At 61.1% G+C, this 25529-nt stretch carries 27 protein-coding genes and 1 rRNA gene; 13 read left to right on the top strand and 15 right to left on the bottom strand.

What is annotated here, in order from left to right:
• From VMP31_RS15745 to ilvC, 3 genes are all read right to left on the bottom strand, one after another.
• A 16S ribosomal RNA gene (locus VMP31_RS15745) occupies nt 1-144 on the bottom strand; the annotation flags it as partial.
• A 677-nt stretch (nt 145-821) separates the two neighbouring features.
• Nucleotides 822-1637 carry a CDP-diacylglycerol--serine O-phosphatidyltransferase gene (gene pssA, locus VMP31_RS15740; RefSeq protein ID WP_325508645.1) on the bottom strand — a complete coding sequence of 272 codons (816 nt, stop codon included), beginning with the start codon at nt 1635-1637 and terminating at the stop codon, nt 822-824.
• A 154-nt stretch (nt 1638-1791) separates the two neighbouring features.
• The gene (ilvC, locus tag VMP31_RS15735; RefSeq protein ID WP_325508644.1) at nt 1792-2808 is read right to left on the bottom strand and encodes a ketol-acid reductoisomerase; all 1017 of its coding nucleotides are present in this window, start codon (nt 2806-2808) and stop codon (nt 1792-1794) included.
• Nucleotides 2809-2933: 125 nt separating this feature from the next.
• Between ilvC and ilvY the strand changes: the two genes are divergently transcribed.
• Complete coding sequence (ilvY, locus tag VMP31_RS15730; protein WP_325508643.1) at nt 2934-3815, top strand: HTH-type transcriptional activator IlvY; 882 nt, start codon at nt 2934-2936, stop codon at nt 3813-3815.
• A gap of 107 nt (nt 3816-3922) precedes the next feature.
• On the opposite strand, the gene ilvN is transcribed toward ilvY, so the two are convergent.
• A complete protein-coding gene (ilvN, locus tag VMP31_RS15725; RefSeq protein ID WP_298116935.1) occupies nt 3923-4414 on the bottom strand; it encodes an acetolactate synthase small subunit in 492 nt (163 codons plus the stop codon).
• Nucleotides 4415-4416: 2 nt separating this feature from the next.
• Nucleotides 4417-6141, bottom strand: coding sequence for an acetolactate synthase 3 large subunit (locus VMP31_RS15720; RefSeq protein ID WP_325508642.1), 1725 nt, complete (start codon nt 6139-6141; stop codon nt 4417-4419).
• Between the two features lie 422 nt (nt 6142-6563).
• Between VMP31_RS15720 and VMP31_RS15715 the strand changes: the two genes are divergently transcribed.
• Nucleotides 6564-7010 carry a DUF4124 domain-containing protein gene (locus VMP31_RS15715; RefSeq protein WP_325508641.1) on the top strand — a complete coding sequence of 149 codons (447 nt, stop codon included), beginning with the start codon at nt 6564-6566 and terminating at the stop codon, nt 7008-7010.
• A gap of 21 nt (nt 7011-7031) precedes the next feature.
• On the opposite strand, the gene VMP31_RS15710 is transcribed toward VMP31_RS15715, so the two are convergent.
• Genes VMP31_RS15710 through mrcB form a run of 3 tightly spaced genes read right to left on the bottom strand, consistent with a single transcriptional unit; the run spans nt 7032 to nt 10390 of the window.
• The gene (locus VMP31_RS15710; protein ID WP_325508640.1) at nt 7032-7364 is read right to left on the bottom strand and encodes a YqcC family protein; all 333 of its coding nucleotides are present in this window, start codon (nt 7362-7364) and stop codon (nt 7032-7034) included.
• Complete coding sequence (locus tag VMP31_RS15705) at nt 7364-8056, bottom strand: tetratricopeptide repeat protein (protein ID WP_325508639.1); 693 nt, start codon at nt 8054-8056, stop codon at nt 7364-7366. The genes VMP31_RS15710 and VMP31_RS15705 overlap by 1 nt, the downstream gene beginning before the upstream one ends.
• Before the next feature lie 15 nt (nt 8057-8071).
• Nucleotides 8072-10390, bottom strand: a complete 2319-nt coding sequence (mrcB, locus tag VMP31_RS15700) for a penicillin-binding protein 1B (RefSeq protein WP_325508638.1) — start codon at nt 10388-10390, stop codon at nt 8072-8074.
• 117 nt (nt 10391-10507) lie between these two features.
• Between mrcB and VMP31_RS15695 the strand changes: the two genes are divergently transcribed.
• From VMP31_RS15695 to VMP31_RS15675, 5 genes are all read left to right on the top strand, one after another.
• Nucleotides 10508-12070 carry an AAA family ATPase gene (locus VMP31_RS15695; protein WP_325508637.1) on the top strand — a complete coding sequence of 521 codons (1563 nt, stop codon included), beginning with the start codon at nt 10508-10510 and terminating at the stop codon, nt 12068-12070.
• Between the two features lie 89 nt (nt 12071-12159).
• On the top strand, nt 12160-12510 hold the full coding sequence (locus VMP31_RS15690; protein WP_325508636.1) for a pentapeptide repeat-containing protein: 351 nt from the start codon (nt 12160-12162) through the stop codon (nt 12508-12510).
• Nucleotides 12507-13256 (top strand): class I SAM-dependent methyltransferase, encoded by a 750-nt coding sequence (locus tag VMP31_RS15685; RefSeq protein WP_325508635.1) that lies wholly within the window; start codon nt 12507-12509, stop codon nt 13254-13256. Before VMP31_RS15690 ends, VMP31_RS15685 begins: the two co-directional genes overlap by 4 nt.
• 37 nt (nt 13257-13293) lie before the next feature.
• Nucleotides 13294-13566 carry a TfoX/Sxy family protein gene (locus VMP31_RS15680; protein ID WP_325508634.1) on the top strand — a complete coding sequence of 91 codons (273 nt, stop codon included), beginning with the start codon at nt 13294-13296 and terminating at the stop codon, nt 13564-13566.
• Nucleotides 13567-13672: 106 nt separating this feature from the next.
• Nucleotides 13673-14473: a cyclic nucleotide-binding domain-containing protein gene (locus VMP31_RS15675; RefSeq protein ID WP_325508633.1), complete on the top strand. Its 801-nt coding sequence runs from the start codon at nt 13673-13675 to the stop codon at nt 14471-14473.
• Between the two features lie 362 nt (nt 14474-14835).
• On the opposite strand, the gene VMP31_RS15670 is transcribed toward VMP31_RS15675, so the two are convergent.
• Genes VMP31_RS15670 through VMP31_RS15655 form a run of 4 tightly spaced genes read right to left on the bottom strand, consistent with a single transcriptional unit; the run spans nt 14836 to nt 17994 of the window.
• On the bottom strand, nt 14836-15243 hold the full coding sequence (locus VMP31_RS15670) for a nuclear transport factor 2 family protein (RefSeq protein WP_325508632.1): 408 nt from the start codon (nt 15241-15243) through the stop codon (nt 14836-14838).
• A gap of 54 nt (nt 15244-15297) precedes the next feature.
• Nucleotides 15298-16179 (bottom strand): ChaN family lipoprotein, encoded by an 882-nt coding sequence (locus VMP31_RS15665; RefSeq protein WP_325508631.1) that lies wholly within the window; start codon nt 16177-16179, stop codon nt 15298-15300.
• A 10-nt stretch (nt 16180-16189) separates the two neighbouring features.
• Nucleotides 16190-16957 carry a heme ABC transporter ATP-binding protein gene (locus VMP31_RS15660; RefSeq protein WP_325508630.1) on the bottom strand — a complete coding sequence of 256 codons (768 nt, stop codon included), beginning with the start codon at nt 16955-16957 and terminating at the stop codon, nt 16190-16192.
• Entirely contained in the window at nt 16957-17994 is a 1038-nt protein-coding gene (locus tag VMP31_RS15655; protein ID WP_325508629.1) for an iron ABC transporter permease, read from the bottom strand. The genes VMP31_RS15660 and VMP31_RS15655 overlap by 1 nt, the downstream gene beginning before the upstream one ends.
• Nucleotides 17995-18190: 196 nt before the next feature.
• Between VMP31_RS15655 and VMP31_RS15650 the strand changes: the two genes are divergently transcribed.
• Nucleotides 18191-18517, top strand: coding sequence for a Rieske (2Fe-2S) protein (locus VMP31_RS15650; protein ID WP_325508628.1), 327 nt, complete (start codon nt 18191-18193; stop codon nt 18515-18517).
• Here VMP31_RS15650 and VMP31_RS15645 read toward each other — a convergent pair.
• Nucleotides 18514-19404, bottom strand: coding sequence for a triacylglycerol lipase (locus VMP31_RS15645; protein ID WP_325508627.1), 891 nt, complete (start codon nt 19402-19404; stop codon nt 18514-18516). The genes VMP31_RS15650 and VMP31_RS15645 overlap by 4 nt on opposite strands.
• A gap of 142 nt (nt 19405-19546) precedes the next feature.
• Between VMP31_RS15645 and VMP31_RS15640 the strand changes: the two genes are divergently transcribed.
• Entirely contained in the window at nt 19547-20275 is a 729-nt protein-coding gene (locus VMP31_RS15640) for a class I SAM-dependent methyltransferase (RefSeq protein WP_325508626.1), read from the top strand.
• 64 nt (nt 20276-20339) lie between these two features.
• On the opposite strand, the gene VMP31_RS15635 is transcribed toward VMP31_RS15640, so the two are convergent.
• Together VMP31_RS15635 and VMP31_RS15630 are read right to left on the bottom strand one after the other, a co-directional pair.
• Entirely contained in the window at nt 20340-21428 is a 1089-nt protein-coding gene (locus VMP31_RS15635; protein WP_325508625.1) for a fatty acid desaturase, read from the bottom strand.
• Nucleotides 21429-21445: 17 nt separating this feature from the next.
• Nucleotides 21446-22561: an iron-sulfur cluster-binding domain-containing protein gene (locus tag VMP31_RS15630; RefSeq protein WP_325508624.1), complete on the bottom strand. Its 1116-nt coding sequence runs from the start codon at nt 22559-22561 to the stop codon at nt 21446-21448.
• A 212-nt stretch (nt 22562-22773) separates the two neighbouring features.
• On the opposite strand from VMP31_RS15630, the gene VMP31_RS15625 reads away from it, so the two are divergent.
• The 4 genes from VMP31_RS15625 (at nt 22774) to ureG (ending at nt 25459) form a co-directional block, all read left to right on the top strand.
• Entirely contained in the window at nt 22774-23364 is a 591-nt protein-coding gene (locus VMP31_RS15625; RefSeq protein WP_325508648.1) for a TetR family transcriptional regulator, read from the top strand.
• A 177-nt stretch (nt 23365-23541) separates the two neighbouring features.
• Nucleotides 23542-24042 carry an urease accessory protein UreE gene (gene ureE / locus VMP31_RS15620; protein ID WP_325508623.1) on the top strand — a complete coding sequence of 167 codons (501 nt, stop codon included), beginning with the start codon at nt 23542-23544 and terminating at the stop codon, nt 24040-24042.
• 108 nt (nt 24043-24150) lie between these two features.
• On the top strand, nt 24151-24825 hold the full coding sequence (locus VMP31_RS15615; protein ID WP_325508622.1) for an urease accessory protein UreF: 675 nt from the start codon (nt 24151-24153) through the stop codon (nt 24823-24825).
• A 19-nt stretch (nt 24826-24844) separates the two neighbouring features.
• Nucleotides 24845-25459 (top strand): urease accessory protein UreG, encoded by a 615-nt coding sequence (ureG, locus tag VMP31_RS15610; protein WP_296222197.1) that lies wholly within the window; start codon nt 24845-24847, stop codon nt 25457-25459.
• Nucleotides 25460-25529 lie beyond the last annotated feature (70 nt).

Below are 25529 nucleotides of genomic sequence, written 5' to 3'. Positions count from 1 at the left end.
ATCCCCCACCACTAGGCAGATTCCTAGGCATTACTCACCCGTCCGCCGCTCTCAAGAGAAGCAAGCTTCTCTCTACCGCTCGACTTGCATGTGTTAGGCCTGCCGCCAGCGTTCAATCTGAGCCATGATCAAACTCTTCAGCTCAATACTGCTTGGGTTTGTGAAAACCCTAAACTTAGCTCAGCAATCGTTGGTTACATCTTTGATTTCTCGCGGAGTAACTTGTGATGCTGACAATCTTGCGACTAGCAGTCTTACCTCACAAGCACCCACACGAATTGCTTGATTCAGTTGTTAAAGAGCGGGTGGTTAAGTCTTTCGCCTCAACCGAGGCGCGCATTCTACAGCAGCCTCATCTTGCGTCAAGTTGTTTTTCGAAGTTCTTTCCGAAGAAGTTCTTTCTACTCAACCACTTGCACCCCCCGACCAACATCCAGCTTCTCGTTAGCGGGAGGCGAATTCTACAGCGTTTCAAACCGCTGTCAACCACCTCTTCAACCGCTGCCGATCTACCTGATCGAAGCCACCAACAGGATCAAACCGCCACCCTGCCAGCCCGGCGCATTCTACACAGCTTGCGCTGCTTTGCAATCTCTCTTTTAAGGCTAACTTATTGTTTTAGAATAAGTTTTCCGAGAGATCTGCACCGGAAGAGGTGCGCATTATAGGGGCAAGCGGAGCCAGGTCAAGGCATTATTACGCTTTTATGGCAGCCCACTACCCGCACACCCTTAAGAACGGCGGTATAAGGCAAGGACACGACCAACGCAGAAACACCGAAGCCGTTGATGCGAACATCAACGGCTTCGGTGGCAGACCCATTACTCAGTCGTTTTACGACGCCGTAACTGCAGCAGATACTGGATAGGCCCTGATGCGGCATATGCCAGGAAGATAATCAGCAAGATACGCGGCGGATCACTGAAGACTACGGCGAAGACCAGCACCACCGCCAGAATCGCCACAAAGGGCACGCGCCCCTTCAAGTCGAGATCCTTGAAGCTGTGGTACTTGATGTTGCTGACCATCAGCACACCCGCGGCCGCCACCAGGATCGCCACGGCAAAGGCCATATTCGAACCCTTGATGCCGAAATCGCTAAAGGCCCAGACCGTACCCGCTACCACACCGGCAGCTGCCGGACTGGCCAGACCAATAAAGTAGCGCTTATCGACACTACCTATCTGTGTATTGAAGCGCGCCAGACGCAAGGCTGCGCCGGCGACATAGATGAAGGCCACCATCCAGCCTACCTTGCCCATGCTACCCAGCGCCCACTCGAATGCCAGCAAGGCCGGCGCCACACCAAAGGCGACCATATCGGACAGCGAGTCATACTCGGCACCGAAGGCACTCTGGGTATTGGTCAGGCGTGCAACACGGCCATCCAGACCATCGAGCACCATGGCGACGAACACCGCCGCCGCCGCCACATAGAAGTTACCGTTCATGGCATTGATGATGGCGTAGAAGCCAGCAAACAGATTGGCCGTGGTAAACAGGTTTGGCAGCAGATAAATGCCGCGATGACGAACCTTGCGCCCCTCGTCGTCGTGCCCCTCTTCTATATGCTCGTCAATGGGCAACAAGCTTTCTGTTTCAGGGGGCGACTGGGGTTCATCTGGACGTTCGTTCATGAACAATACCTTGCAACGGATTTGGAAATTTCGACAGGCCGTATCGACAAGGGTTCGTCGGCACCACCCATTCAGTACTCAGGCTTTATACCAGAAGCCTTGGCGCACAATGAAAAAACGCGGCCATGGCCGCGTTTTTTCACATCAACAAGCCTTAGTTCTTGGCTTTGTCGACGATTTTGTTAGCCGAGATCCACGGCATCATCGAACGCAGCTGCTCACCAACCACTTCGATACCATGCGCCGCGTTGTTGCGACGGTAGGCAGTCATCGATGGGTAGTTGGCCGCACCTTCCTGGATAAACATCTTGGCGTATTCGCCGTCCTGAATGCGCTTCAGAGCATTACGCATGGCAGCGCGGGACTCGGCGTTGATGACTTCCGGGCCAGTCACGTACTCGCCGTACTCGGCGTTGTTGGAGATCGAGTAGTTCATGTTGGCGATACCGCCTTCGTACATGAGGTCAACGATCAGCTTCAGCTCGTGCAGGCACTCGAAGTAGGCCATTTCCGGCGCGTAGCCAGCGTCGACCAGAGTTTCGAAGCCAGCTTTGACCAGCTCAACGCAACCACCACAGAGAACAGCCTGCTCGCCGAACAGGTCGGTTTCAGTCTCATCCTTGAAGGTGGTTTCGATGATGCCGGTACGGCCGCCGCCAACGCCCGAAGCGTAGGACAAGGCAACGTTCTTGGCATTGCCGGAAGCGTCCTGATAGATCGCGATCAGGTCAGGGATACCGCCGCCTTTGACGAACTCGGAACGCACGGTGTGGCCTGGAGCCTTAGGCGCGATCATGATCACGTCGAGGTCGCTACGCGGCACAACCTGATTGTAGTGGATCGCGAAGCCGTGGGAGAAGGCCAGGGTTGCGCCCTTCTTGATATTCGGCTCGATTTCGTTCTTGTACAGCTGGGACTGGAACTCGTCCGGGGTCAGGATCATGACCAGGTCGGCACCGGCAACGGCAGTGGCAACGTCAGCCACTTTCAGTCCATGGGCTTCTGCCTTGGCAACGGTGGCCGAGCCTTTACGCAGGCCAACAGTAACGTCGACACCGGAATCTTTCAGGTTGCACGCTTGGGCGTGGCCCTGGGAACCGTAACCGATGATGGCAACTTTCTTGCCCTGGATGATCGAGAGGTCACAGTCTTTGTCGTAATAAACTTTCATGTTCTTGGCTCTTTTAAGCGGAAAGGGATGGGGTGCATGCACCGCGACGAAGACACCTTAAGTGATCCGCCCCGTTGCGTAAAATGATATATTTGCAACACAACATGCCGATATTTGAAACAATCATGGATAGTCACGCACTCAGACTCTTTCTCGCCCTGGCCGACAACCTGCACTTCGGCAAAACCAGCCGTGAGCAGCACGTCAGCCCTTCGGCGCTCAGCCGCAGCATCAAACAACTTGAGGACGAACTCGGCGCGCAGCTGTTTCTGCGCGACAACCGCTCAGTTCGCCTGACCCGCGAGGGGCAACTGTTCCGCGAGTATGCGAGCGAGGTCATAAACGGCTGGCAAGCCATCCGCCAGACCTTCAAGCAGGATCAGTTAATCCTGCACGGGGAGCTCTCCCTGTATTGCTCGGTAACGGCCAGCTACAGCTTCCTCTATGACATCTTGAGCAGCTTTCGCCAGGATTATCCGCGCATTGAAATGAAGCTGCACACCGGCGACCCAGCCAAAGCCGTGGAGCGCGTGCAGGAAGGACTGGAAGACCTTGCCATCGGTGCCCGCCCCGACAGCTTGCCGGCCGGCGTCGAATTTCAACCGATAGCCCGTTCAGAGCTGTGTTTTATCGGCCCGCAGTCACCTCAGCTATTGAGCGAAGAACAGCTTAGGCATCCCACAGCAGAGAGCTGGCGGGACGTGCCAATGATCCTCTCGGAAGAAGGCCTCGCTCGCACCCGAACCGACCTGTGGCTGAAAAGCCACAACATCAAACCGCGAATTTATGCGCAGGTGAGCGGTAACGAAGCCATCGTCAGCATGGTGAGCCTGGGTTTTGGCATTGGCGTGGTCCCGCAAATCGTACTCGACAACAGCCCACTGACCGCACGCATCCGTATCTACGATACTCAGCCACCGTTAACAGCCTACGACATTGGCCTATTTGCGCTGGAGAAGCGCCTTAAGGATCCGCTGATCAACGCCTTCTGGAGTCGCCAACGCTAAATGCCGGCAGCAACGCTCCGCCGCGTGCGAGGCGCTTAGCCCGAAAAGCAAAAAGCCCTCAGGAGATATTTCCCCCGAGGGCTTTTCGCTTTATTAGTACGACGGGATCAGATACTCAACACCTTGTCGCCGCGGGCAATGCCAGTAACGCCACTGCGTACGGTTTCCAGGATCGACGCGGTGCCAATGGCCTGGATAAAGCTGTCCAGCTTGTCGCTCGTGCCGGCCAGCTGAATGGTGTAGACGCTGGTGTTCACATCGACGATCTGCCCACGGAAGATATCGGTGGTGCGCTTGACCTCGGCGCGCTGGGCACCGGTGGCCTTGACCTTGACCAGCATCAGTTCGCGTTCAACGTGAGCGCTTTCCGACAGGTCAACCAGCTTGACCACCTCGACCAGCTTGTTGAGGTTCTTGGTGATCTGCTCGATCACTTCATCATGGCCCACAGTGGTCAGGGTCAGACGCGACAGGGTCGGGTCTTCAGTCGGAGCCACGGTGAGGCTTTCGATGTTGTAGTTGCGTTGCGAGAACAGACCGACCACGCGGGACAATGCGCCAGGCTCGTTTTCCAGCAGCAGGGAAATAATGTGTCGCATGATTAGGTCCGCTCCGTCTTGCTCAGCCACATATCGCGCATCGCACCGTCTTTGATTTGCATCGGGTAGACGTGCTCGCTGGTATCGACCTGGATATCGAGGAACACCAGGCGATCCTTCATGGCAAACGCCTCTTCCATCTTCGGCTTCAGGTCTTTCAGGTCGGTGATACGCATGCCGACATGGCTATAGGCTTCGGCCAGTTTGACGAAGTCCGGCAACGACTCCATATAGGAGTGCGAGTGACGGCTACCGTAGTTCATGTCCTGCCACTGGCGCACCATGCCGAGGGCACCATTGTTCAGGTTGACGATTTTCACCGGCAGGTCGTACTGCAGGCAGGTCGACAGCTCCTGAATATTCATCTGGATGCTGCCCTCGCCGGTCACGCACGCCACGTCGGCATCCGGGAAGCTCAGTTTGACGCCCATGGCCGCCGGAAAACCGAAGCCCATGGTGCCCAGGCCGCCGGAGTTGATCCAACGATTGGGTTTGTTGAAGCGGTAGTACTGAGCCGCGAACATCTGGTGCTGGCCCACGTCGGAAGTCACGAAGGCGTCGCCACCGGTGACTTCGGACAGGGTTTCGATCACGGTCTGCGGTTTGATGATGCTGCCGTCGCCCCGATCGTACGGGAACATGATGCGACCGCCGCGCCATTCCTCAATCTGCTTCCACCAGCTCGACAGCGCCTCTTTGTTGAGGTTCTCGCCGATCTCCTTGAGGATCGCAACCATCTCGGTCATCACGCTCTCGACCGGACCGACAATCGGGATGTCGGCCTTGATGGTCTTGGAAATGGATGCCGGGTCGATATCGATATGAATGATCTTGGCGTTCGGACAGAACTTGCTCGCACCGTTGATCACCCGGTCATCGAAGCGCGCACCAACCGCCAGAATCACATCGGCGTGGTGCATTGCCAGGTTGGCGGTGTAGCTGCCGTGCATACCGAGCATGCCGAGGAACTGGCGATCGGTACCCGGAAAGCCGCCCAAGCCCATCAGGGTATTGGTCACTGGCAGATTGAGCATCTGCGCCAGCTCGGTCAGCGGCGCTGCAGCGCCACCCATGATCACACCACCACCGGAGTAGACGATGGGGCGCTTGGCGCTGAGCAGCAGCTCGGCAGCCTTGCGAATCTGCCCGGAGTGGCCACGCAGGGCTGGGCTGTAGGAGCGCAGCTTGACCTTCTTCGGATAGACGTACTCGAACTTCTCGGCCGGGTTGGTCATATCCTTGGGGATATCCACCACCACCGGGCCAGGACGGCCGGACTGCGCCAGGTAAAAGGCTTTCTTCAGGACTTCCGGGATTTCCGAGGCGTGCTTGATCATAAAGCTATGCTTCACGATAGGCCGCGAGATACCGATCATGTCGGTTTCCTGGAAGGCATCGGTACCGACCATATTGCTCGGCACCTGGCCGGACAACACCACCATCGGGATGGAGTCCATATAGGCGGTGGCGATACCGGTGATGGCATTGGTTGCGCCAGGGCCGGACGTTACCAGCACTACACCGGCCTTGCCGGTGGCGCGGGCATAGCCGTCAGCCATATGGGTAGCCGCTTGCTCGTGGCGAACCAGGATGTGATTGACTTCCGGTTCCTTGAACAGGGCATCGTAGATATGCAGCAGAGCACCGCCTGGGTACCCATAGATGTTCTTAACGCCTTCGTCACGCAAAAAGCGGACGACCATTTCAGCGCCGGATAAAAGCTCCACGTTGTTCACCTCTAAAACGCCAGAAAACCGCCCAACATTGGGGACGGCCTAAGATAGGTTTACTGTCAGCAGAGCATGAGCGACGGTGGTCGCCGACTACGTCAGCTACAACTGAGCAAGTATTGGGAACGCCCCAGAGTGTTGCGGGACTTTCCCACCCAGCGCGAGGTAACGCGTTGCGGGTGAAACAGGTCGGCGCGGGTGTGCGCCTCATGTCTGCTGAGCTAAAGCCTGCTTGCGGCGGACTCCACTACAGCGAACGTGGAATTGTTCGGATTCAGCGCAGGCAAGTCAAGCAATCCGTGACGGATTCTGCAATCTTCTGCGCCAATAGGGGGCAGGATGACGATTCGGCGGTTTTGGTTATAGTAACTGGCAGGTTTTGCAGCTCATAATTTGGCAGCCTAAAAAAAGGAATCAGCATGCGCCGTATGATCATTACCAGCAGCTTGCTGCTCGCCCTGAGCGCAACCGCCATGGCCAGCCAGGTGTACAAATGGGTCGATGCCCAAGGCGTTACCCATTTCAGTTCACAGCCGCCGCGAGGCCAGCAAGCTACCAGCATCAATACTGCCGCGCCGCCCCCTGCGAAACCTGTCGAGGCGGCAGAGCCGGACGTCATACCGACCTTCGAAAGCATTTCCGATCCCGAGCAGGCGGCCATCGACAAGAAGGTCAGGCAAGAGGTGGCGGCCAAGGAAGCCGAGCGCAAGAAGTACTGCGAGGACGTTCGCACCAACCTGGCACAGTTGCAGAACAATCCGCGCCTACGCATGGAGGTCGACGGTGAAGTGCGCCGTATTAACGAAGAAGAGCGCCAGGAGCGTATCAGCGCCGCACAGAAGGCAATCGCCGATAACTGCCAGTAATCGGCCCTGGCTAGGCGCGACTCAGGTCGCGCCCACGATCAGACGATCGAATTCCCCCAGCAAGCGGATCAGCCCCCTGGCCTTCTCGGCCTGCCCTACCCCATAGACCTGCTCGGCCATGGGCTGAATACCCGAAACGCTCGGCAGCGCGGCACCGGCCTCTAGCAGCTGCTTCATGCGCGGCAGAAAGATCCACTGCAGCCACTGCTCGAACGCCAGGGTATCCACGCAGAAAGGCTCCTGGCTGGCCAGCGCCTCGGCACTGGGGGGCTGCATTTCCCACCAGCCCTGCACACGCAATTCCCGCTCGATCAGCAGCAATTGCTCGGCCACCGTGACCAGCCGTGGGTCCATCAGAGGCTTACCCGGGCACGTTCGCGGGCCTGAGCGGCACCCGCCGGGTCACCCTGACGCTCGCGGGCGTTGGCAATCAGGTTCCACAGGCTGGCCTGCAACGCGGGGCGGCCACTGGCGTAGCTGAGGCCGCGCCGAGCGAACTGCTCGGCCTGGGCCGCATCACCCTGCGCCAGACGCACCTCGGCGAGACGATAGAGCACCTGCGGCTCACGCGGCGCTATGCGCTGGGCGCGCTCAAGGCTGGAAGCCGCACCGTTGAGATCGCCGCCACCCTGCTGCTGCTGAGCCGTCGTCAGCAACGCCAGCACCGGCCCATCGAGCTGCTCGTCGACAGACAGGCCACCACCGCTCGGAATACCACTGGGCGCAGCGGGCGCGGGGCTGCCGGAGGTCACGGTACCTGGCGCATTGCTGCTCCAGGGTTGGTTACTGATGGTGCTTTCGATCGGCGCACTACCGGCTGGAAAGGCCTGGATAGGGGCGTTGCTGGCACCGGCACCCGGCACCATGACCACTACGCCGGAGTCTTCCGGCAGGCTCTGCGGCTGTGCCGGCGGCAGGTTGTAACCGCCCGACTGCGGCGAGGCCGAGGAGCCGGAGTCCACCACGGGGATCGAGCCCCGGGGCACGCTGGCGCAGCCGCCAAGCACAACCGAAACCGTTAACACTGGAATCAACCACTTATTCACTGCACACCCTCTCACTTAATCCAACCAGCCACGTACCCAATCCATCACTTCATTGACCGGTGCCCTGATACCACAGGCAGGACCGGCCGCCGGCTGACTGCCGCGAATATAAGGCATCTGTACCACATTCGGACAACTCGGATCGGAACCCAACCCGGTATTGGCATTGACCCAGGCTTGCACGACGTTATCGGGCAACGGCATATCCAGCGGCAGCGGATCGGCCTTGCGCATAAATTCGGTCCACACCTGCAGAGCCCCGCTCGCACCGGTCAAGGGTGTCGGACCATTGTCGTCGCGGCCGAGCCAGACCACCGCCAACAGATCCTGGCTAAAGCCGGCAAACCAGCTGTCGCGCGAATCGTTGCTGGTACCGGTCTTGCCGGCCAGCGCCAGGGAACGCGGCAGCTGGCTGTAGACCGAGCGCCCGGTACCTTCAGACATCGTGCGCTGCATGGCGTTCTGCAGCAGGTAGATGGCACCGCTGTCGAAGCGCTGCTGAATCTGATACGGGTAGCGTTTGAGCGGCTCGCCATCCGCTGTCAGAACGTTGCGAATACCCCGCAGCGGCGTATTGAAGCCGCCATTGGCCAGGGTCTGGTACATATTTGCCACGTTTATCGGGCTCAGCCCGCCAGCACCAAGCAGCATCGACGGATAAGCAGGCCACTTGTGCTCGACACCCAGGCGCTCGAGGGTCTGCAGCACGGTAGGCACCCCGACCTCCAGCCCCAGCTTGGCCGAGGACAGGTTGTAGGAGTTGGCCAGACCCTGGTACAGATAAATCGTCCCGTGGGCCTTGCGATCGTAGTTCTGCGGGCTCCACACCTGGCCATCCTGTCCCTTGATCGAGAAGGGCTTATCCTCGATCAGGCTGGTCAGGGTGTATTGGCTTGGGCGCTCCAGAGCGGCCAGGTAGATCGCCGGTTTGATCAGCGAGCCAATCGGCCGCACCGCATCCAGCGCTCGGTTAAAGCCGGCAAACCGCGGCTGACGACTGCCGATCAGCGCCTGTACTTCGCCGCTTTCCGGATTGGTGACGACCATGCCGGCCTCGACCTCATCCACACCTTTGCGCCCGGACAAGCGTTTGAGCGAGTCGGCCAGGGCCGTTTCCGCCTTGAGCTGCAGAATCGGGTCGAAGCTGGTGAAGATGCGCAGCCCTTCTTCGGTCAGGTCCTGCTCCTGATAGTCCTCGCGCAGCTGACGTTTGACCAGATCGAGAAAGGCCGGGAACGAGCTGTCGGCCATGCTGCCGCGCTGGGTCACGCCCAGCGGCTTCTGCTTGGCCGCGGCAACGATCTCGGGGCTGGCAACGCCTTGTTCGGCCAGCACATCAAGAACCAGGTTACGCCGCTCCAGGGCGCGCTCGGGATTGCGCCGCGGGTTATAGAAGGTCGGGCCCTTGACCATGCCCACCAGCAGCGCGACCTGATCAATCTTCAACTCGGACAGTGGCTGGCTGAAGAAATACTGGCTGGCCAGGCCGAAACCGTGCACCGCACGCTGACCGTCCTGACCGAGGAAGACCTCATTGAGGTAGGCCTCGAGAATGTCCGTCTTCTCGTAATGCAGCTCCAGCAGCACCGCCATCATGGCTTCGGTGGCTTTACGGACCAGGGTGCGCTCATTGGTCAGGTAGAAGTTCTTCACCAACTGCTGGGTCAGGGTACTGCCGCCCTGACGCAGCTGGCCGGCGGTGGCGTTGATCCATACCGCGCGGGCAATGCCCTTGGGCGATACGCCGAAGTGATTGAAGAACTCGCGATCTTCGACCGCCACCAGGGTTTCCACCAGATAAGGCGGCACCTGATCCAGCTTGATCAGCACCCGGTCTTCCTGGTGCGCGGGGTAAAGCCCGCCAATCAGCAGCGGTTCGAGCCGTGCCACGGCCAGGTTACCGCCACCGGCCTGAGTCAGACCTGCAACGTAGTCACCGGAGAAACGCACGCGCACCCGCTGCGCCGGCTCAGTGCTTTCATAGAATTGAAACCCGCGCGAATGCAGCTCAATGTTATTGCCGGCAACCGATACGCCGCCGGGGCCTGCCACCGCGCTTTCGCGGCGGTAGCCCAAGGCATCGAGTTCCTTGAGGAAGTCGTCCTTGGTCAGTTTCTGTCCGACAAACAGCTCCAGAGGCCTGGCGTAAACCTTGGCCGGCACTGTCCAGCGCTTGCCGGAGAATTTCTCCTGCACGATGGCATCGAGGTAAACCGCGAAAACGGCCAGAACCACCAGGCCTACCAGGCCAAGCTTAAGGATCCAGCCCAACCAGGGGCGTGTAGCGCCTGGGCGGCGCGTTGAACGGGGGCGAGAAGATCGGGTACGAGTCATGGCGCGGCATTATACGCACTTTGTCTGCGCCCAGCAGGCCCGAGCAGCGGTTTGCAGACGGACCCCAAGCGGCCATAATGGCGCTCTTATTTTTAGTACGAAAGCCAAGGATCGCCCGTGAGCCAAGCCCTGATCGCCGCATTGCAGAACCCGGCCCTCTACCCTCACCCGGTGGACGAGTTCCAGGTTATCGAAACGCATATTTCCTGGGTGATACTCACCGGCCCTTACGCTTACAAGATCAAGAAACCGGTGGATTTCGGCTTTCTCAACTTCACCGAACTGAGCGCCCGCGAGCACTTCTGCCAGGAAGAACTGCGCCTCAATCAGCGCCTGACCCAAGATCTGTACCTTGAAGTACTGCCGATCAGCGGCAGTGTCGATGCCCCGCAACTCGACGGCAGCGGCCCGGCTATCGAGTACGCCCTGAAAATGCGCCAGTTCCCGCAAAGCCAGCTACTCAGCGACATCCAGGCGCGCGGCGAATTGAGCGAGGTGCATATCGATGCACTGGCCAAGCAGATCGCCGATTTTCACGCCCAGACCCCAGCTGTGCCGAGCAGTCATGAACTGTGCTCCCCCGCCGCCATCGTCGCGCCGATGCGGCAGAACTTCGAACAGATCCGCCCACTTCTGAGCGACAAAGCCGACCTGCAACAACTCGAGGCTCTCGAAGCCTGGACCGAAGCCAACTTTACTCGCCTGGAGCCGCTGCTGGCCGAGCGCGCCGGCAATGGCTCGATCCGCGAATGCCACGGCGATATCCACCTGGGCAACGCCACCCTGATTGCCGGCGAGGTCGTGCTGTTTGACTGCATCGAATTCAACGAACCGTTCCGCCTGATTGATACCGCCTCGGACACCGCCTTCCTCGCCATGGACCTGGAAGACCGCGGCCTCAAGGTCCACGCCCGGCGTTTCGTCAATGCCTGGCTGGAACACAGCGGCGATTACGCGGCCCTCGAACTGCTCAATTTCTACAAGGCCTACCGCGCCCTGGTACGGGCCAAGGTCGCGCTGTTCAGCCTGGCTCACCAGGCCGACGCCGTGCAAAAAGCCGTGACCCTGCGCCAATACCGCAACTACGCCAACCTGGCGGAGAGCTACAGCGCCATCCCCTCGCGCTTCCTGGCAATCACCCACGGCGTTTCCGCCGTCGGCAAAAGCCACGTGGCCATGCGCCTGGTCGAAGCCCTGGGGGCGATTCGCCTGCGCTCGGATGTGGAGCGCAAGCGCCTGTTCGGCGAGCAGCAAGAGGCCGATCAGGGCAAGCTCAGTGCGGGCATCTACACCCAGGATGCCAGTAGCGCCACTTACGCCCACCTGCACCAGCTGGCGGATGCAGCCTTGCATGCCGGCTTCCCGGTGGTAATCGACGCCACCTACCTCAAGCAGGCCCAGCGCCAGGCGGCCTGCGCGGTGGCCGAAGCCTGCGGCGCGCCCTTTCTGATTCTCGACTGCGCCGCCCCCGAGGAAGTCATTGCCAGCTGGCTGGAGCAACGCAAGGCCGCCGGCAGCGACCCCTCCGACGCCAGTATGGAGGTGGTGCGCGCCCAACAAGCCAGCCGCGAACCCCTGACCGAGGCCGAACTGATTCAGAGCAAGCGCGTGGACACCAATGAAAGCGCCAGCCTGGACAGCCTGATTATGCGTATTCGCCAGCGCCTGCCTGGTCTCTAACAGACTACCCCGGGCTATCGGGCCAAGCCGCGGGCAATACCCGCCGCGGCTTCTATACTGGCGTTATCCTCCTCATTGGATAGCCCTGTATGAGCCAGCCGCGGCAACTCGATAGCCCGCTCTACCGCCTGATACACAGCGAAAATATCGCTGCATTCAATAGCCAGAAGCCCCCGGGCAGCGAAGTCGATCTAAGTGACGGCGACTTTCGCGGCCTTGATCTGCGCGCTCTGGATGCCCAAGGCATCAACTTCACCAATGCCTACTTTCGCGGTGCCGACCTGCGCGGCCTCGACCTGCGTGATACCCGACTTGAAGGCGCAAGCCTGGCGCATGCGCAGATTTCCGGCACCTATTTCCCGGCGGAGCTAAGCGCCGACGAAATCCTTATGTCACTCAACTTCGGCACCCGTCTGCGCTATAGAACCCGCGCGCCATGAGTGACGTCACGGCCCTCTTTGGCGCACACGCTCAGGACTACGCAAATTTTCGCCCGCGCTACCCGGACAGCCTGTTCACCTGGCTCGCGGCACAATGCCCGCAACGCCAGCGTGCGCTGGATATTGCCTGCGGCAACGGCCAGGCCAGCCAACCGTTGCGCCAGCACTTCGCCCAGGTGCTGGCCTGCGATGCCAGCGTCGAGCAGCTACGTGCCTGCCCCGATCCCCAGGGCCTCGAACTGTTTGCCGCCGAGGCCCAGAGCCAGCCGCTGCTCAGCCACAGCTTCGATCTGATCCAGGTCGCTCAGGCTCTACACTGGTTCGCCACACCGGCGTTTTTCCACGAAGTACGCCGCCTGCTAAGGCCGGGGGGCGTGTTCTGCGCCTGGTGCTACAGCCTGATGAGCATCAACCCGCGGCTGGACGAATTGATCGAAGACTTCTACTGGAACACCCTGCAGGGCTACTGGCCGCAAGGCCGCGCCAGTGTCGATGCCGGCTACAGCGATATCCACAATCCCTTCAGTCCACTCAGCCCACCGCCCGCGGCTATCGAGGCAAACTGGCGACTGGAACAGCTGCTGGACTACCTGCGCACCTGGTCAGCCACCCAGCGTTATGAGCAGAGCAATGGCCTCGATCCGCTACAGCAACTGGAACCGGCCCTGCGTCAGGCCTGGGGTGATGCCAATCAGCCACGTTTTGTGCGCTGGCCGCTACACTTTCTCGCAGGTATCGCCAATTGACGCCGCTACAGTCCCCTCAGCCGCGCACGGAGGCTTGATGAACGACGAACTGCAACATTTGAAAAACCTCGGCAAGACCTCGGCGCAGTGGCTGCATGCCGTCGGTATCCACAGTGCCAATGATCTGCGCCGGCTAGGGGCCGTCGGTGCCTATCGGGCAGTGCGCGCCCGCGGTTTCAGGGCCTCCAAGGTATTGCTCTACGCCATCGAGGGGGCACTGCTGGATGTACACTGGAATGATCTGCCGCCGGCCCATAAGGCCGAGCTCAATGGCCAGCTCGATGAATCTACGCAACGCAACAAGAGCTAGCTCACAACCTCCGGCGACAATGATTTACCTGAGGGGCGCAGCAGCCTATTGTTTTAGGGACGTTCGTGGGCTTTAGTATGCCCGGCCAGTTCAAGGAAATTCGCTCATGTATCTACTCGGGGAGCAACCGGCTTACGCCGATCAGCTGATCAACCGACTGCAAAGCATCCCCACCCAGCTGCTCGAAGGGCTCGCCCCCATTGGCTCGCCCTTGCAGCTGGAACGGGCCGAAGATCTGGCGGCCGTAGTGCCGGGTAATCAGCTGTTCATCATCGAAAACGGCCTGCTGCACGCCGCAGTCGATGAACGCCCGCTGTTCTACCTGCAGGAAGGCGATCTGGTCGGCCTGCGCCAGGGCCTGGACATGCCCAGCTGCCGTTACAGCAGCGAAGAACAACTGAGCCTGATCCCCTATTCACGCAGCGATGTGTTCAAACACATCTATGCCAGCGAGCAGCGTCAGGAACTGTTTATCCAGTACCTGATCGGCCATACCGCCCTGCTCTCCGATGCCCTGGCACGCCTCAAGCAGCCCGATATCCGACCATCAACCGGCTTTCAGCACTTTGCCGCCGGCGAAGAGCTGATCCATCAGGGCGACACCGCCGATCACGTATTTATCATCATCGAAGGCCACGCCGAAGCCTATGTTGATGGCCACAAGGTCGGCGACGTACAGAAAGACGAGATATTCGGGGCCATGGCCGTATTCACCCGCGAGCGCCGCAGCGCCACCGTACTGGCCAGCGAGCCCTGCACGGTGATGGTGATTCCCAAGGAGCAGTTCCTCAGCCTAATGCAGAGCAATCCACGGATTGCCCACAGCCTGATCGAGAGCATGGCCAAGCGCATTGACCTGCTGAACAAGGAAGTCACCCAGCTGCGCCTGCCCGCCAGCGCCATCTGACAACCACTCGGCAATACAACAACCCGACCCTGCGTCGGGTTTGTTTTATCCAGGCTGCGGGTATTTTGCCAACGCGCATAAAAGTTTGAAAAAGACCGTTGACATCGAAATGAGAATTGTTATTATTATCACAACTGGTCGCGAGATCAGCCGATAAGCTTAAGAGACCAAAGTCGGCCTCTTCAGATTATCTCCTCATCAGGCTAATCACGGTTATTGACCCGGCTCTTGCCGGGTCTTTTTTTGTGCCCTGCCATCCATGGCGGTCACCCCTTCGGGGCCATCGCTGCGCAATGTCAAAAATCGCTCCCGGCGATTTTTTGCCCGCATCTCTAACTTAGTACCCCCAACGCTCGAGCCGATCAGTAATCAACCTGCGCCAGCCATTCCGGCAGATTGAAATGCTGGCTTACCCGGCAGATCTTGCCGTCGCGAATCTCGAAGAAAGTCGCGGCCGTCAGCTGATAGCTTTGGCCATAGGCGTCCGGCAGGCCATCATCGGTGCTCAGGTATTCACCGCTCAAGGTGAACTCACAGGCCGCGCGCTGCCCGCTTGGCTCCGTGAGTATCTGCAAATTATCGATGCTTTCGCGATAGCAGCGCTGCATGCGCTCCAGGTAATCAGCAAAGGCTTGGACGCCCTGCTCACGCGGGCCCTGGTTGATATCCAGTAGCACATCGGCGCTGAGCAGAGCCAGGCAGGCGCGGCTGTCGCGCTCGTTGAGGGCATTGAAGTAGCGGGTAAGCAAGGCGTGGGCAGCGGCTGGCATAAGCGGTCTCCGGCGAAAACCGCAGACTACCTGCTCAGCCGCAGACAAATCGGGCTAGGGTCGCAGTTTTGCGCAGTGATCCTGCTCCGGCTGCGCCGGCGTATACCAGACGTAATCGGCCGACTCGGCGGCCACCTGGCTGCCGACCTCCGCCAGAATCAGCACCTGCACACCCTCAGCAGCGCCTAGATCCTGCAGATGCAGCGGCACACCCAGCTCGCGGCGCACATGGAACGCGCCGGCAAACAGCAGGCTCGGCTCCGGCGCAATCAACAGCGCGTCGGCCATACGCCGGTCACGCTGTTGCTGCACGGCGAGCATGGCTGGCAATTGGCTTTCCGGCAGCAGGTTGCAGTGCGACTGGCGAATCTGCTCCAGCAACGCCTCACGTACTGGCTGCGCCGTGGCAGCCGGGCCTTGCAGCTGCGGCACCTGAGCATAGATCTGCATGATTTCGCGGCGCTCGAGGTTGGCCGCCAGCAGCGGATAAGGCTGACGCAGGGCATGCTGCACCAACGGCCCATACAGCGACCAGGCCCAGCCAGGCTGCCAGGCCAGGGCACTAAGCATGTCCTGCGGTGCCTGCCCGGCGGCGATGGCAGCCCGTACCTGTTCAACCTTGACCTGCTGATCCGGCGTCAGCATTTCCAGCAGCAGACTGCCCTGCGGCCGCTGCGCCGCCAGCGCCCGCAGCAACCAGAGCTGCAACGCGTGATGATCGGGATTGTCATGCCGTTCGCCGACCAGCACCTTGGGCGCTGCGGCCAGGCGCTCCAGCAGTTGCTCAGGCGTCAGCAGCGCACCAGTGCGCAACTCGACAATCTGCCCCAACTCAGGATGCTGCAAACCTTGCGGGCTCTGCCAGGCAGGCAACGCGGGTAACGAGGCCTGACAGGCACTCAACAACGCCACCAGCAGCAGTAATGCAATACGCATAGACAGAACCTTAGCGAGCAACAATTAAAGGATGACCCCGTTCCGGATGCTGCTGCACCAGCACTTCGAGACCGAACACAGCCTGCAAAGGCTCCGCGCGCAAGACTTCCTCAGGGCTACCGAGCGCATGGGGACGACCGCCATTGAGCAGCAACAAGCGGTCGCAGTAACGCGCCGCCAGATTGAGGTCGTGGAGGATTACCAGCACCGCTGCGCCCTGTTCAACAAAAACGCGGGTGGCCTGCAATGTAGTGTGCTGATGCAGTGGATCGAGCATCGAAGTGGGTTCATCGAGCAGCAGCATCTGCCCTTCCCCACCGGGCCACAGCTGCGCCAGCACCCGCGCCAGGTGCACGCGCTGGCGCTCGCCGCCGGATAACGCCAGGTAGCTGCGCCCAGCCAGGTGCAACGCATCGGCCGCCTCCAGCGCCTGCTTGATGATCTGCGCATCGCGCAGCCGGCCGCTGGCGTGTGGTAAACGGCCCATGCCGACCACTTCTTCCACACGAAAAGCGAAGTTCAGCGTCGAGGTCTGCGGCAGTACCGCCAAACGCTGCGCACGCTCGCTGCCGGGCCAGTCCTGTAAACGCCGTTGATCCAGCCAGACATCGCCGTGGCTCGGTTGCAGTTCGCCGCACAAGGCACCCAGCAAGGTGCTCTTGCCAGCGCCATTGGGCCCCAGCACGCCGAGCACTTCGCCAGGACGCAGCTCCAGGTTGATATCCGCCAATACCGTGCACGGGCCGCGCTGTACCGCCAGATTTTCCGCGCGCAGCATCAGGTACGCCCCCGCAGCAACAGATAAAGGAAGAACGGCGCGCCAATCAGCGCCGTGACAATACCAATCGGCAATTCGGCCGGGGCCAACGCCAGCCGCGCCACCAGATCCGCCAGCAACAACAGGCTGGCCCCGGCCAGGGCCGAAGCCGGCAACAGCACGCGATGATCCGGCCCCACCAGCAGACGCACCAGATGCGGCACCACCAGGCCGATAAAGCCGATCATTCCCGCTGCTGCCACGGCTGCGCCCACGCCGAGGGCAGTGCAGAACACCAGCTCGGCCTTGACCCGCTCCACGGCAAAGCCCAGATGGCGCGCCTCGGACTCGCCCAGCAGCATCGCATTCAACGCCTTGGCCCGCCGCGGTAACCACAGCGCCACCGCCGCCGTCACCAGCAGCAGCGGCCACAAGCGGTTATAACTCGCGCCATTGAGGCTGCCCAGGTTCCAGAAGGTCAGGGTACGCAGGGTGGCGTCATCGGCCAGGTAGGTGAACAGGCCGATTGCCGCGCCGGCCAGTGCCGTCAGGGCGATACCGGCCAGCAGCATGGTCGCCACATTGGTTTCGCCATCACGGCGGCCCAGGCGATAGACCAGCGCCGTCACCCCAAGGCCACCGATAAAGGCGAACAACGACAACAGATATGGTGCAAAGGCTTCCGGCAAACCGCCAAGGGCCGCGCCACCGACAATCGCCACTGCCGCGCCGAGGGCCGCACCGCTGGAGACACCGATCAGTCCGGGATCGGCCAACGGGTTACGAAACAGCCCCTGCATCGCCACCCCGCAGAGCGCCAGCACTGCGCCGACCAACAGCCCGAGCAGAGTTCGCGGCAGACGAATCTGCCCCAGGATCAGTTCGGCCTGGGCCAGATCATCACCCGGCTGCGCCAGCCCAAGCAGGCGCAGCGCCGCCTTGAGGGTATCCAGCAGCGGCAGGCTGACCGGCCCCAAGGCCAGGGATAACCAGAGCGCAAGCGCCAGCAGCAGGCTCAGAGCGATAAACAGTGAGCGCGGACGAATAACAGGATTCATGGCGTGGGCTTGGCTTCGGCGACCAGAGATTGGCTGGCAGGATAAAAGGCTGCGGACCAGGCCGCCAGCCCAACGCACTGGCTGGATCAGCCGACGGCCGATCATCCGCGCCCAAGCAAAACGACCACCACGGGTAGAGCCGCCCTTCCACTTCCACGCCAGGGCGGCATAATGCCGGCCTGTTGGGGAGGTTCCTATGTTGCGTTTATGTGCACCGGATGAGTTGGCCGAAGGCCAGAGCCGGGGCTTTGAGATAACTGGAGAGAAGCTGTTTGCCGTGCGCAAGGACGGCCAGCTGTATGCCTATCGCAATCGCTGCCCGCACCGTGGCATCCCGCTGGAATGGCTGCCCGACCAATTCCTCGATGTCAGCGCCAGCCTGATCCAGTGCGCGACCCACGGCGCGCTGTTTCTGATCGAATCAGGCGAATGCGTCGCAGGCCCCTGCGCCGGGCAGTCGCTGCAGGAGCTTGTCATCCGTGAGGATGATCAAGCCATCTGGGTCGAGCTAAACGAACTCTAAAGGCCTGCAGCCTGCAGCCGCTGCGCGTGCTCAACAAACAGCTTTACCGGCTCAGCGCCTTTGCCGACCAGGCCAAAGGTCTGATTGATGATGTCGAAGTGATCCAGCGGGTACTGATCACCGATCACCGTACCCAGGTGTGAGCTGTAGCGCCCGACCATGCCATCGCATTGCCCAACCTCACGCTGAAAGGTTTTGGCAAACATCCGGCAGGCGACATTTGGCCCATCAAAGCGATTGCCGCCTTTATCGGTGATACCCGGCTGGATGGTGCCGGACCAGGAGTAGTAGCGCACGCCATTGACCTCGGCTGCGCCCTCACCGCCCCAGACTTCAGGCAGGCCCTGGGGATACTGCACATTGAAGGCCGCCACGCCTTCACTGGTCAGCGATTGTTGCGCCGCTGCCACATCCATCGGCAGTGGTTCGCCTTTATAACCGCGCTCCAGCCAGGCCATGCAGCGAGCCACGCCACGCAGCAGGCGCGTCAACAGACGCTCGCGCCAGCTGCCGTGGGGGGCTTTGCGCTTAAGAAAATCCGCCAGTTCCGAGCCATGGTTGGGCCCGGCCACCGAGGTGACGGACGCCACCCACTCGGGTTTTAGTGCGGCCGCATAGCGCGCCGTCAGCGCGCCCTGGCTATGGCCGATCAGGTGCACCTTTTCTGCGCCGGTCTCCTGCAGCACATCAGCGATGCGCAGCAACAGTTGCTCGCCGCGCACCTCGGTGGAGTGCACCGAGGACACCAACACCGGGAAGACTTTTGCACCGATGCGGCGCAGCGCCGTGACGATGCCGTACCAGTAGGGGTAGCCGAGCAGGCTGATAAAGCCGAGCAAACCTGGCACTAGAACCAGGGGATAACGGGGTGCAGAAGATGTCGACATCGCAAACCATCCTTGTGTCATACCGCCGAGAAAGAAAGTGCAGAACCACAAAGCATGCCAGGGCAAGTCATACAGAAGGCAATGTGAGGAGTGGGCAGCGCAGGCCGCCTGTCATATAGTCCCGGCTTCTCTTTGCGCTGCCATGACCATGCATACCATCGAACGGATTTACCCGAAGGATCTCAACCCGCTCAACCCGGATGACCAGGCCAGCCTGCAGATTCATATGCAGCGCTATGAGTTCGCCGCCGCGCACCTCAACGGCCAGCGAGTGCTGGATATGGCCTGCGGCTGCGGCTATGGCACGGCGCTACTGGCCGAGCGCAACCCGGACAAGCAGGTTACCGGCGTGGATATCGACCCGGCGGCCATCGCCTACGCCCGCGCGCATTACCAGCTGGCCAACCTGCGTTATGAATGCGCCGATGCCGAGCAGTTCAGCAGCGACCAGGGTTTCGATTGTATCGTCAGCCTGGAAACCATCGAGCATCTGCCGCGCCCGCAACAACTGCTGGCCAACTATGCACGTTTATTGGCCGAGGGCGGCAAAGTCATCGCCTCGGTGCCAATCACGCCAACCCTGGACGGCAACCCCCACCACCTGCATGACTTCAGCAAACGCAGCTTTTATGCGCTGTTCCGCCAGCAGGGGCTGCATGCCCACCAGCACTTGGAGCAGATTCAGTGGTGGCAGTTCAAAGGTTTATTCTCGAAACAAGTCGATGAGCACAAACAGCACCGCAGCGAAGGGGTCGGCAATGCTGTGCTGCTGTATTACCGCAAGCGCCCGCTGTACCTGTTCAGCCGGCTGTATTCGATGCTGCGCTATGGCTTTAGTAACCGTTATCTGACCTGCGTGTTTACGCGCTGATCTTTCCCTGTATCCGGGAATACCCGCACAGCGCCCCGGATTGCATCCGGGATACGCAATGCTCTCAGGCGTTGGCTGGTAGATGCTCTGCTGGTGGCTGGCGGTAGATCCAGATCCGCTTAAGCACCGTCGAGAATTGGCCCCACAGGCTGCCGTTGTTGTAGACCTGACCGTAACGCTCGGCGATCTCGCGTACTTCCACCGCCAGCACCGCATAGCGCCGCGCCGGCAGATCCGGGAACAGGTGGTGTTCGATCTGGTGGCTAAGATTGCCGGTGAGGATATGAAACAGCGGCCCGCCATTAAGGTTGCTGGAACCGCGCAACTGGCGCAGGTACCAGTGACCGCGGCTCTCGCCGACCACCGACTCCTTACTGAACACCGCCGCCTGCTCGGTAAAGTGACCGCAGAAGATCACCGTGAAGGTCCACAGATTGCGGATTAGATTGGCCAGCACATTACCGGCCAGCACCGCCATGGCATTGGCACCGAGCAGCAGCGCCAGCAGCGGGAAGAACAGATAATCCTTGCCCCACTGACGGAGGATCTTGGCGTTGAACTGTTTGATCAGCGGGCGCACCTCGGCCTTGCTCAGCTTGCCCTTGTAGACCTTGTCCAGGCGCAAATGCTGGATCGCCACCGAGTACTGGAACAGCACCGCCTGGATCGTTACCCACAGCGGCTGCCAACGATAGAACGGCTTCCAGCGCTGTTCGGGAAACAGCCGCACCACGCCGTAACCGACGTCATCGTCCATGCCCAGCACATTGGTCCAGGTGTGGTGCACATGGTTGTGGGTGTGCCGCCAGAAATCACTCGGCCCGGCGATATCCCACTCATAGCTGCGCCCGGCAAACTCGGGGTCATTCATCCAGTCGTATTGGCCGTGCATGACGTTATGGCCAAGTTCCATATTCTCGAGGATCTTGCCCAGGCCCAGCAGCAGCGTGCCCAGCAGCCAGGTCGGCGGAAACCAGCCGAGCATCAGCAGGCCGCGCCCGCCCCAGCAACAGAAGCGCACCGCCGCTCGAATGCGGCGGATATAACGTGCATCCACCTCGCCCAGATCGGCCAGGGTGCGTTGGCGCAGGGCGTCCAGCTCGTTGCCGAAGGCGTTCATTTCATCCGTGGAGAGTTCGCGATCACGACGCATGGGGATTCCCTCGCAAGTTAAAGATCAATCTCAACATCAGTGTGCGGCGCGCTAACGCATAGGCGGATCGGCTGACCCGGCTCGCTAAACAACAGACCACTGCGCAAATCGCGCACCGTGCCACTCAGCAAGGTGCAGGTGCAGCTGGCGCAGATGCCCTGGCGACAGCCATGGGCAGGCTGCAGGCCGTGGGCCTCAGCCTGTTCCAACAGGCTGTGCTGATTATTGGCAATCGCCTGCTGATGGCTGCGGGCAAAACCCAGGCGCACCTGGCGCAGGCTGACATCGGCGCGCAGCACGGGCGCAGTGAAAGCCTCGACTTGCAACGCCCCAGGCAACCCGGCGGCCTGCCACCACTGTTGCACCTGGGCGACAAACCCCGCCGGCCCGCAGGCCAGCACGCGGCGCTGATCCAACTGCGTTACCTCGGCCAGATGCTCGACAGCAAAACGCCCATTTAGGACTCCCGACTCAGCACCGGCAGCAGTCAAAGACCAGCGCACCTGCAGATTGCTGTGCTGCGCCTGCAAGGCCTGCAACTCGGCGACAAAGCCACGCTGGCCCTGCTCGCGGACGTAATGCAGCAGCGTGATCGGCGCGCTGAAGCCCTGAGCCAGGGCGGCGCGCAGCAGCCCCAGCAACGGCGTGATGCCACTGCCAGCGGCAAGCAGCAACACACCCTGTTGTGCCTCGGGCCAACTTAGCTCGCCATACACCGGGCCCAGCTCCAGCACATCGTCCACCGTCAAATGTTCCAGCAGATAGGGAGAAACGCGGCCAGCGGCCTGCTGCTTGATCGCGATCTGCAGGCGACCATCCGGCTGCACATCGGTCAGGCTGTAACTGCGGCTCAGGCGTACGCCATCACGTTCGAGATAAAGCTGCAGATGCTGCCCCGGCTGCGCACCGCCCCAGTTGCCATTGGCCTGCAGAGTCAATTCGAGCATGTCATCGGCAACCCACTGACGCTGGGTGACCCGCGTAAACACGCGGTTCAGGCGCAGCGCTGGATGCAGCAGCGCCAACCCTGCATCGACATCACTTTCACGCAACCAGCCATGGGCGACCAGCGCGCGCAGCGGATAGAGCAGGCCTGCGAGCCTGCGTACCCAGGCAAAAGGAAGAAGGGCCATGACACGACTCCAGTGAACAATTGTTCACTAGACTGGCAGAGCATATTTACTCAGTCAACACTCGTGCACTCAAAGTCAGCTGAGCAACCGCGGTTCGACGCAAGCGAAGCGCATTTGCTAGAGTGCGGCGCTAATTGATTGATGCAGAGCCAGGAAGTTTGAAACCACTACAACCGCGCGCCGAACAAAAACTGCAAACCCGCCACGCCTTGATGGACGCAGCGCGCAGCCTGATGGACAGCGGCCGCGGCTTTGGCAGCCTGAGCCTGCGCGAGGTGGCGCGTTGCGCCGGTATCGTGCCAACCGGTTTCTACCGGCACTTCGACGATATGGATGCCCTGGGCCTAGCACTGGTGGCCGAAGTCGGCGAAACCTTTCGCGAAACCATCCGCCAGGTACGCCACCACGAGTTCGAACTGGGCGGCGTAATCGATGCTTCGGTGCGCATCTTCCTCGACGCGGTGGCGGCCAACCGCTCGCAGTTTCTGTTCCTCGCCCGCGAGCAGTACGGCGGCTCGCTTCTGGTACGCCAGGCCGTGGGCACACTGCGCGAACGCATTACCGCCGACCTGGTGGCGGATCTCGCGGCCATGCCGAAGCTGCAGCACTTCGATGCCCCGGCGCAGAACATGATTGCCGACCTGGTGGTAAAAACCGTATTCGCCACCCTGCCCGAACTGATCGACCCACCCGCAGCGACCCTGCCGATGCACGCCTCGCCCGAGGTCAAGATGATCGAGCAGCTGCGCTTTATCTTTATCGGTGCCAAGCATTGGCAAGGTCTGGGCCAGACCCGCGGCTGATCGCCGGCCGCATAACGCACCAAAAACGCGCACAAATCCAGCGCGCGCACCAAACTCCACCTCGCCGCGCGCCAATTTCTTCCACGCCCTCCCCGCGCGGCCCGCTCTGCGTGGCGCAACCGCAGCTTGGCAAGGCACTTGCTCTATAACCGGCATTGCCCTGCCGGAAACTGCCCCATGTTGGTGATCCACCGCCGTATTGCCGCCCAGCCGCGCTGGGATGCCGAACTCGAACTGAGCTTCGAGGCCCGCAGCAAAAGCCGCCTGCGCTGTTTCAGCCGCAGCGGCGAGGATGTCGGCCTGTTCCTCGAACGCGGCCAACCCGCCCTGCACGACGGCGAATACCTGCAAGCCGAAGATGGCCGCATCGTCCGCGTGATCGCCCGCCCCGAGCCGCTGCTGCATGTCACCTGCGCCAACTCCTTCGAACTGATGCGCGCGGCCTATCACCTGGGTAACCGCCATGTCGCCCTGCAACTCGGCGATGGCTGGCTGCGCCTGCCGGATGACTACGTGCTCAAGGCCATGCTCGAACAGCTTGGCGCGACGGTGCAGCTGATCAAAGCGCCCTACCAACCTGAACAGGGCGCTTACGGCGGCGGTCATCACCACTCCCATGCCGGCGATGCGGAATTCAGCTATGCGCCGCGCCTGCATCAATTCGGTGCGCGCAAGTGAATCGCGCCTGGCAGTTGCCCAGACTGGCCAGCCCGCAGCTGCCGTATAGCCAGCCGGTTACAGCGCACTCGGCAACAGGGCCTATCAGTCGCGGCTTGGTACATCCCGATGAATAAGGCCTGGGCGCTACTGAGACTGGCGAGCCCCCAATTACCTATTGGCGGTTATAGCTATTCCCAAGGTCTGGAAATGGCGGTGGAACAGGGCCTGGTCGATAACGCAGAAAGCGCCGAACGCTGGATTGCCGATCAGCTGCTGCTCAATCTCGCGCGTTTTGAAGCGCCGTTGCTGCTCGCCCATTGCCAGGCCGCCGCGAGCGAGGACTGGGCGCAGCTGCGCCATCTCTCCGAACAACAGCGCGCCAGCCGCGAAACCCGTGAACTGCGCCTGGAGAGCCGGCAGATGGGTTACTCCCTGCAGCAACTGCTGAGCGGTTTGCCGGAGCTGGATCAACCGGCGCAGCAGCTATTCGAGGAGCTAGATGAACCCGGCCTGGCCGTCGGCTGGGCGCTGGCGGCGCGGGCCTGGCAGATCGAGCCAGAGGATGCCCTCGCCGCCTGGCTCTGGGGATGGCTGGAAAACCAGCTGGCGGTGCTGATGAAAACCCTGCCGCTGGGCCAACAAGCCGCCCAGCGTCTGACCTCGCAACTGCTGCCGCTGCTCGATCAGGCGCAGCGTCAGGCCAGTGAACTGCAACCGCAACACTGGGGCAGCGCCGCCTTCGGCCTGACCCTGGCGAGCATGGCGCACGAGCGCCAGTACAGCCGTTTATTCCGTTCTTGATGATAAGGAAGACTCAACCATGAACAGCCAACCCCTGCGTATCGGCATCGGTGGCCCGGTCGGCTCCGGCAAGACCGCCCTGACCCTGGCCCTGTGCCTGGCCCTGCGCGAGCGCTACAACCTGGCGGTGGTGACCAACGATATCTACACCCAGGAAGACGCGCAGTTTCTGGTGCGCAACGAGGCCCTGGCCCCGGAGCGGATCATCGGTGTGGAAACCGGCGGCTGCCCGCACACGGCGATCCGCGAAGACGCCTCGATCAATCTGGAAGCGGTCGACCAGCTCAACCGGCGCTTTCCGGGACTGGACCTGATCATCGTCGAGTCCGGCGGCGACAACCTCTCGGCCACCTTCAGCCCGGAGCTGTCGGACCTGACCATCTATGTGATCGACGTGTCGGCCGGCGACAAGCTGCCACGCAAGGGCGGCCCGGGCATCTGCAAGTCCGACCTGTTGGTGATCAACAAGGTCGACCTGGCCCCGCTGGTCGGCGCATCGCTGGAAGTGATGGAGCGCGACACCCTGAAAATGCGCGGCGACAAGCCATTCGTCTTCAGCAACCAGAAAATCGGCCAGGGCCTGGAGCAGATCATCGCCTTTATCGAGCGCCACGGCATGCTCACCGCGGCCTGAACCAACGCCTCCCCTCTCCCTCCGGGAGAGGAGCCGGGGGTGAGGGGCGATCCACCCCACCATTTATCAA

The organism is Pseudomonas sp. (genome assembly GCF_035512415.1).
Lineage (GTDB): Bacteria > Pseudomonadota > Gammaproteobacteria > Pseudomonadales > Pseudomonadaceae > Aquipseudomonas.
This window is presented reverse-complemented; position numbering and strand designations above follow the sequence as displayed.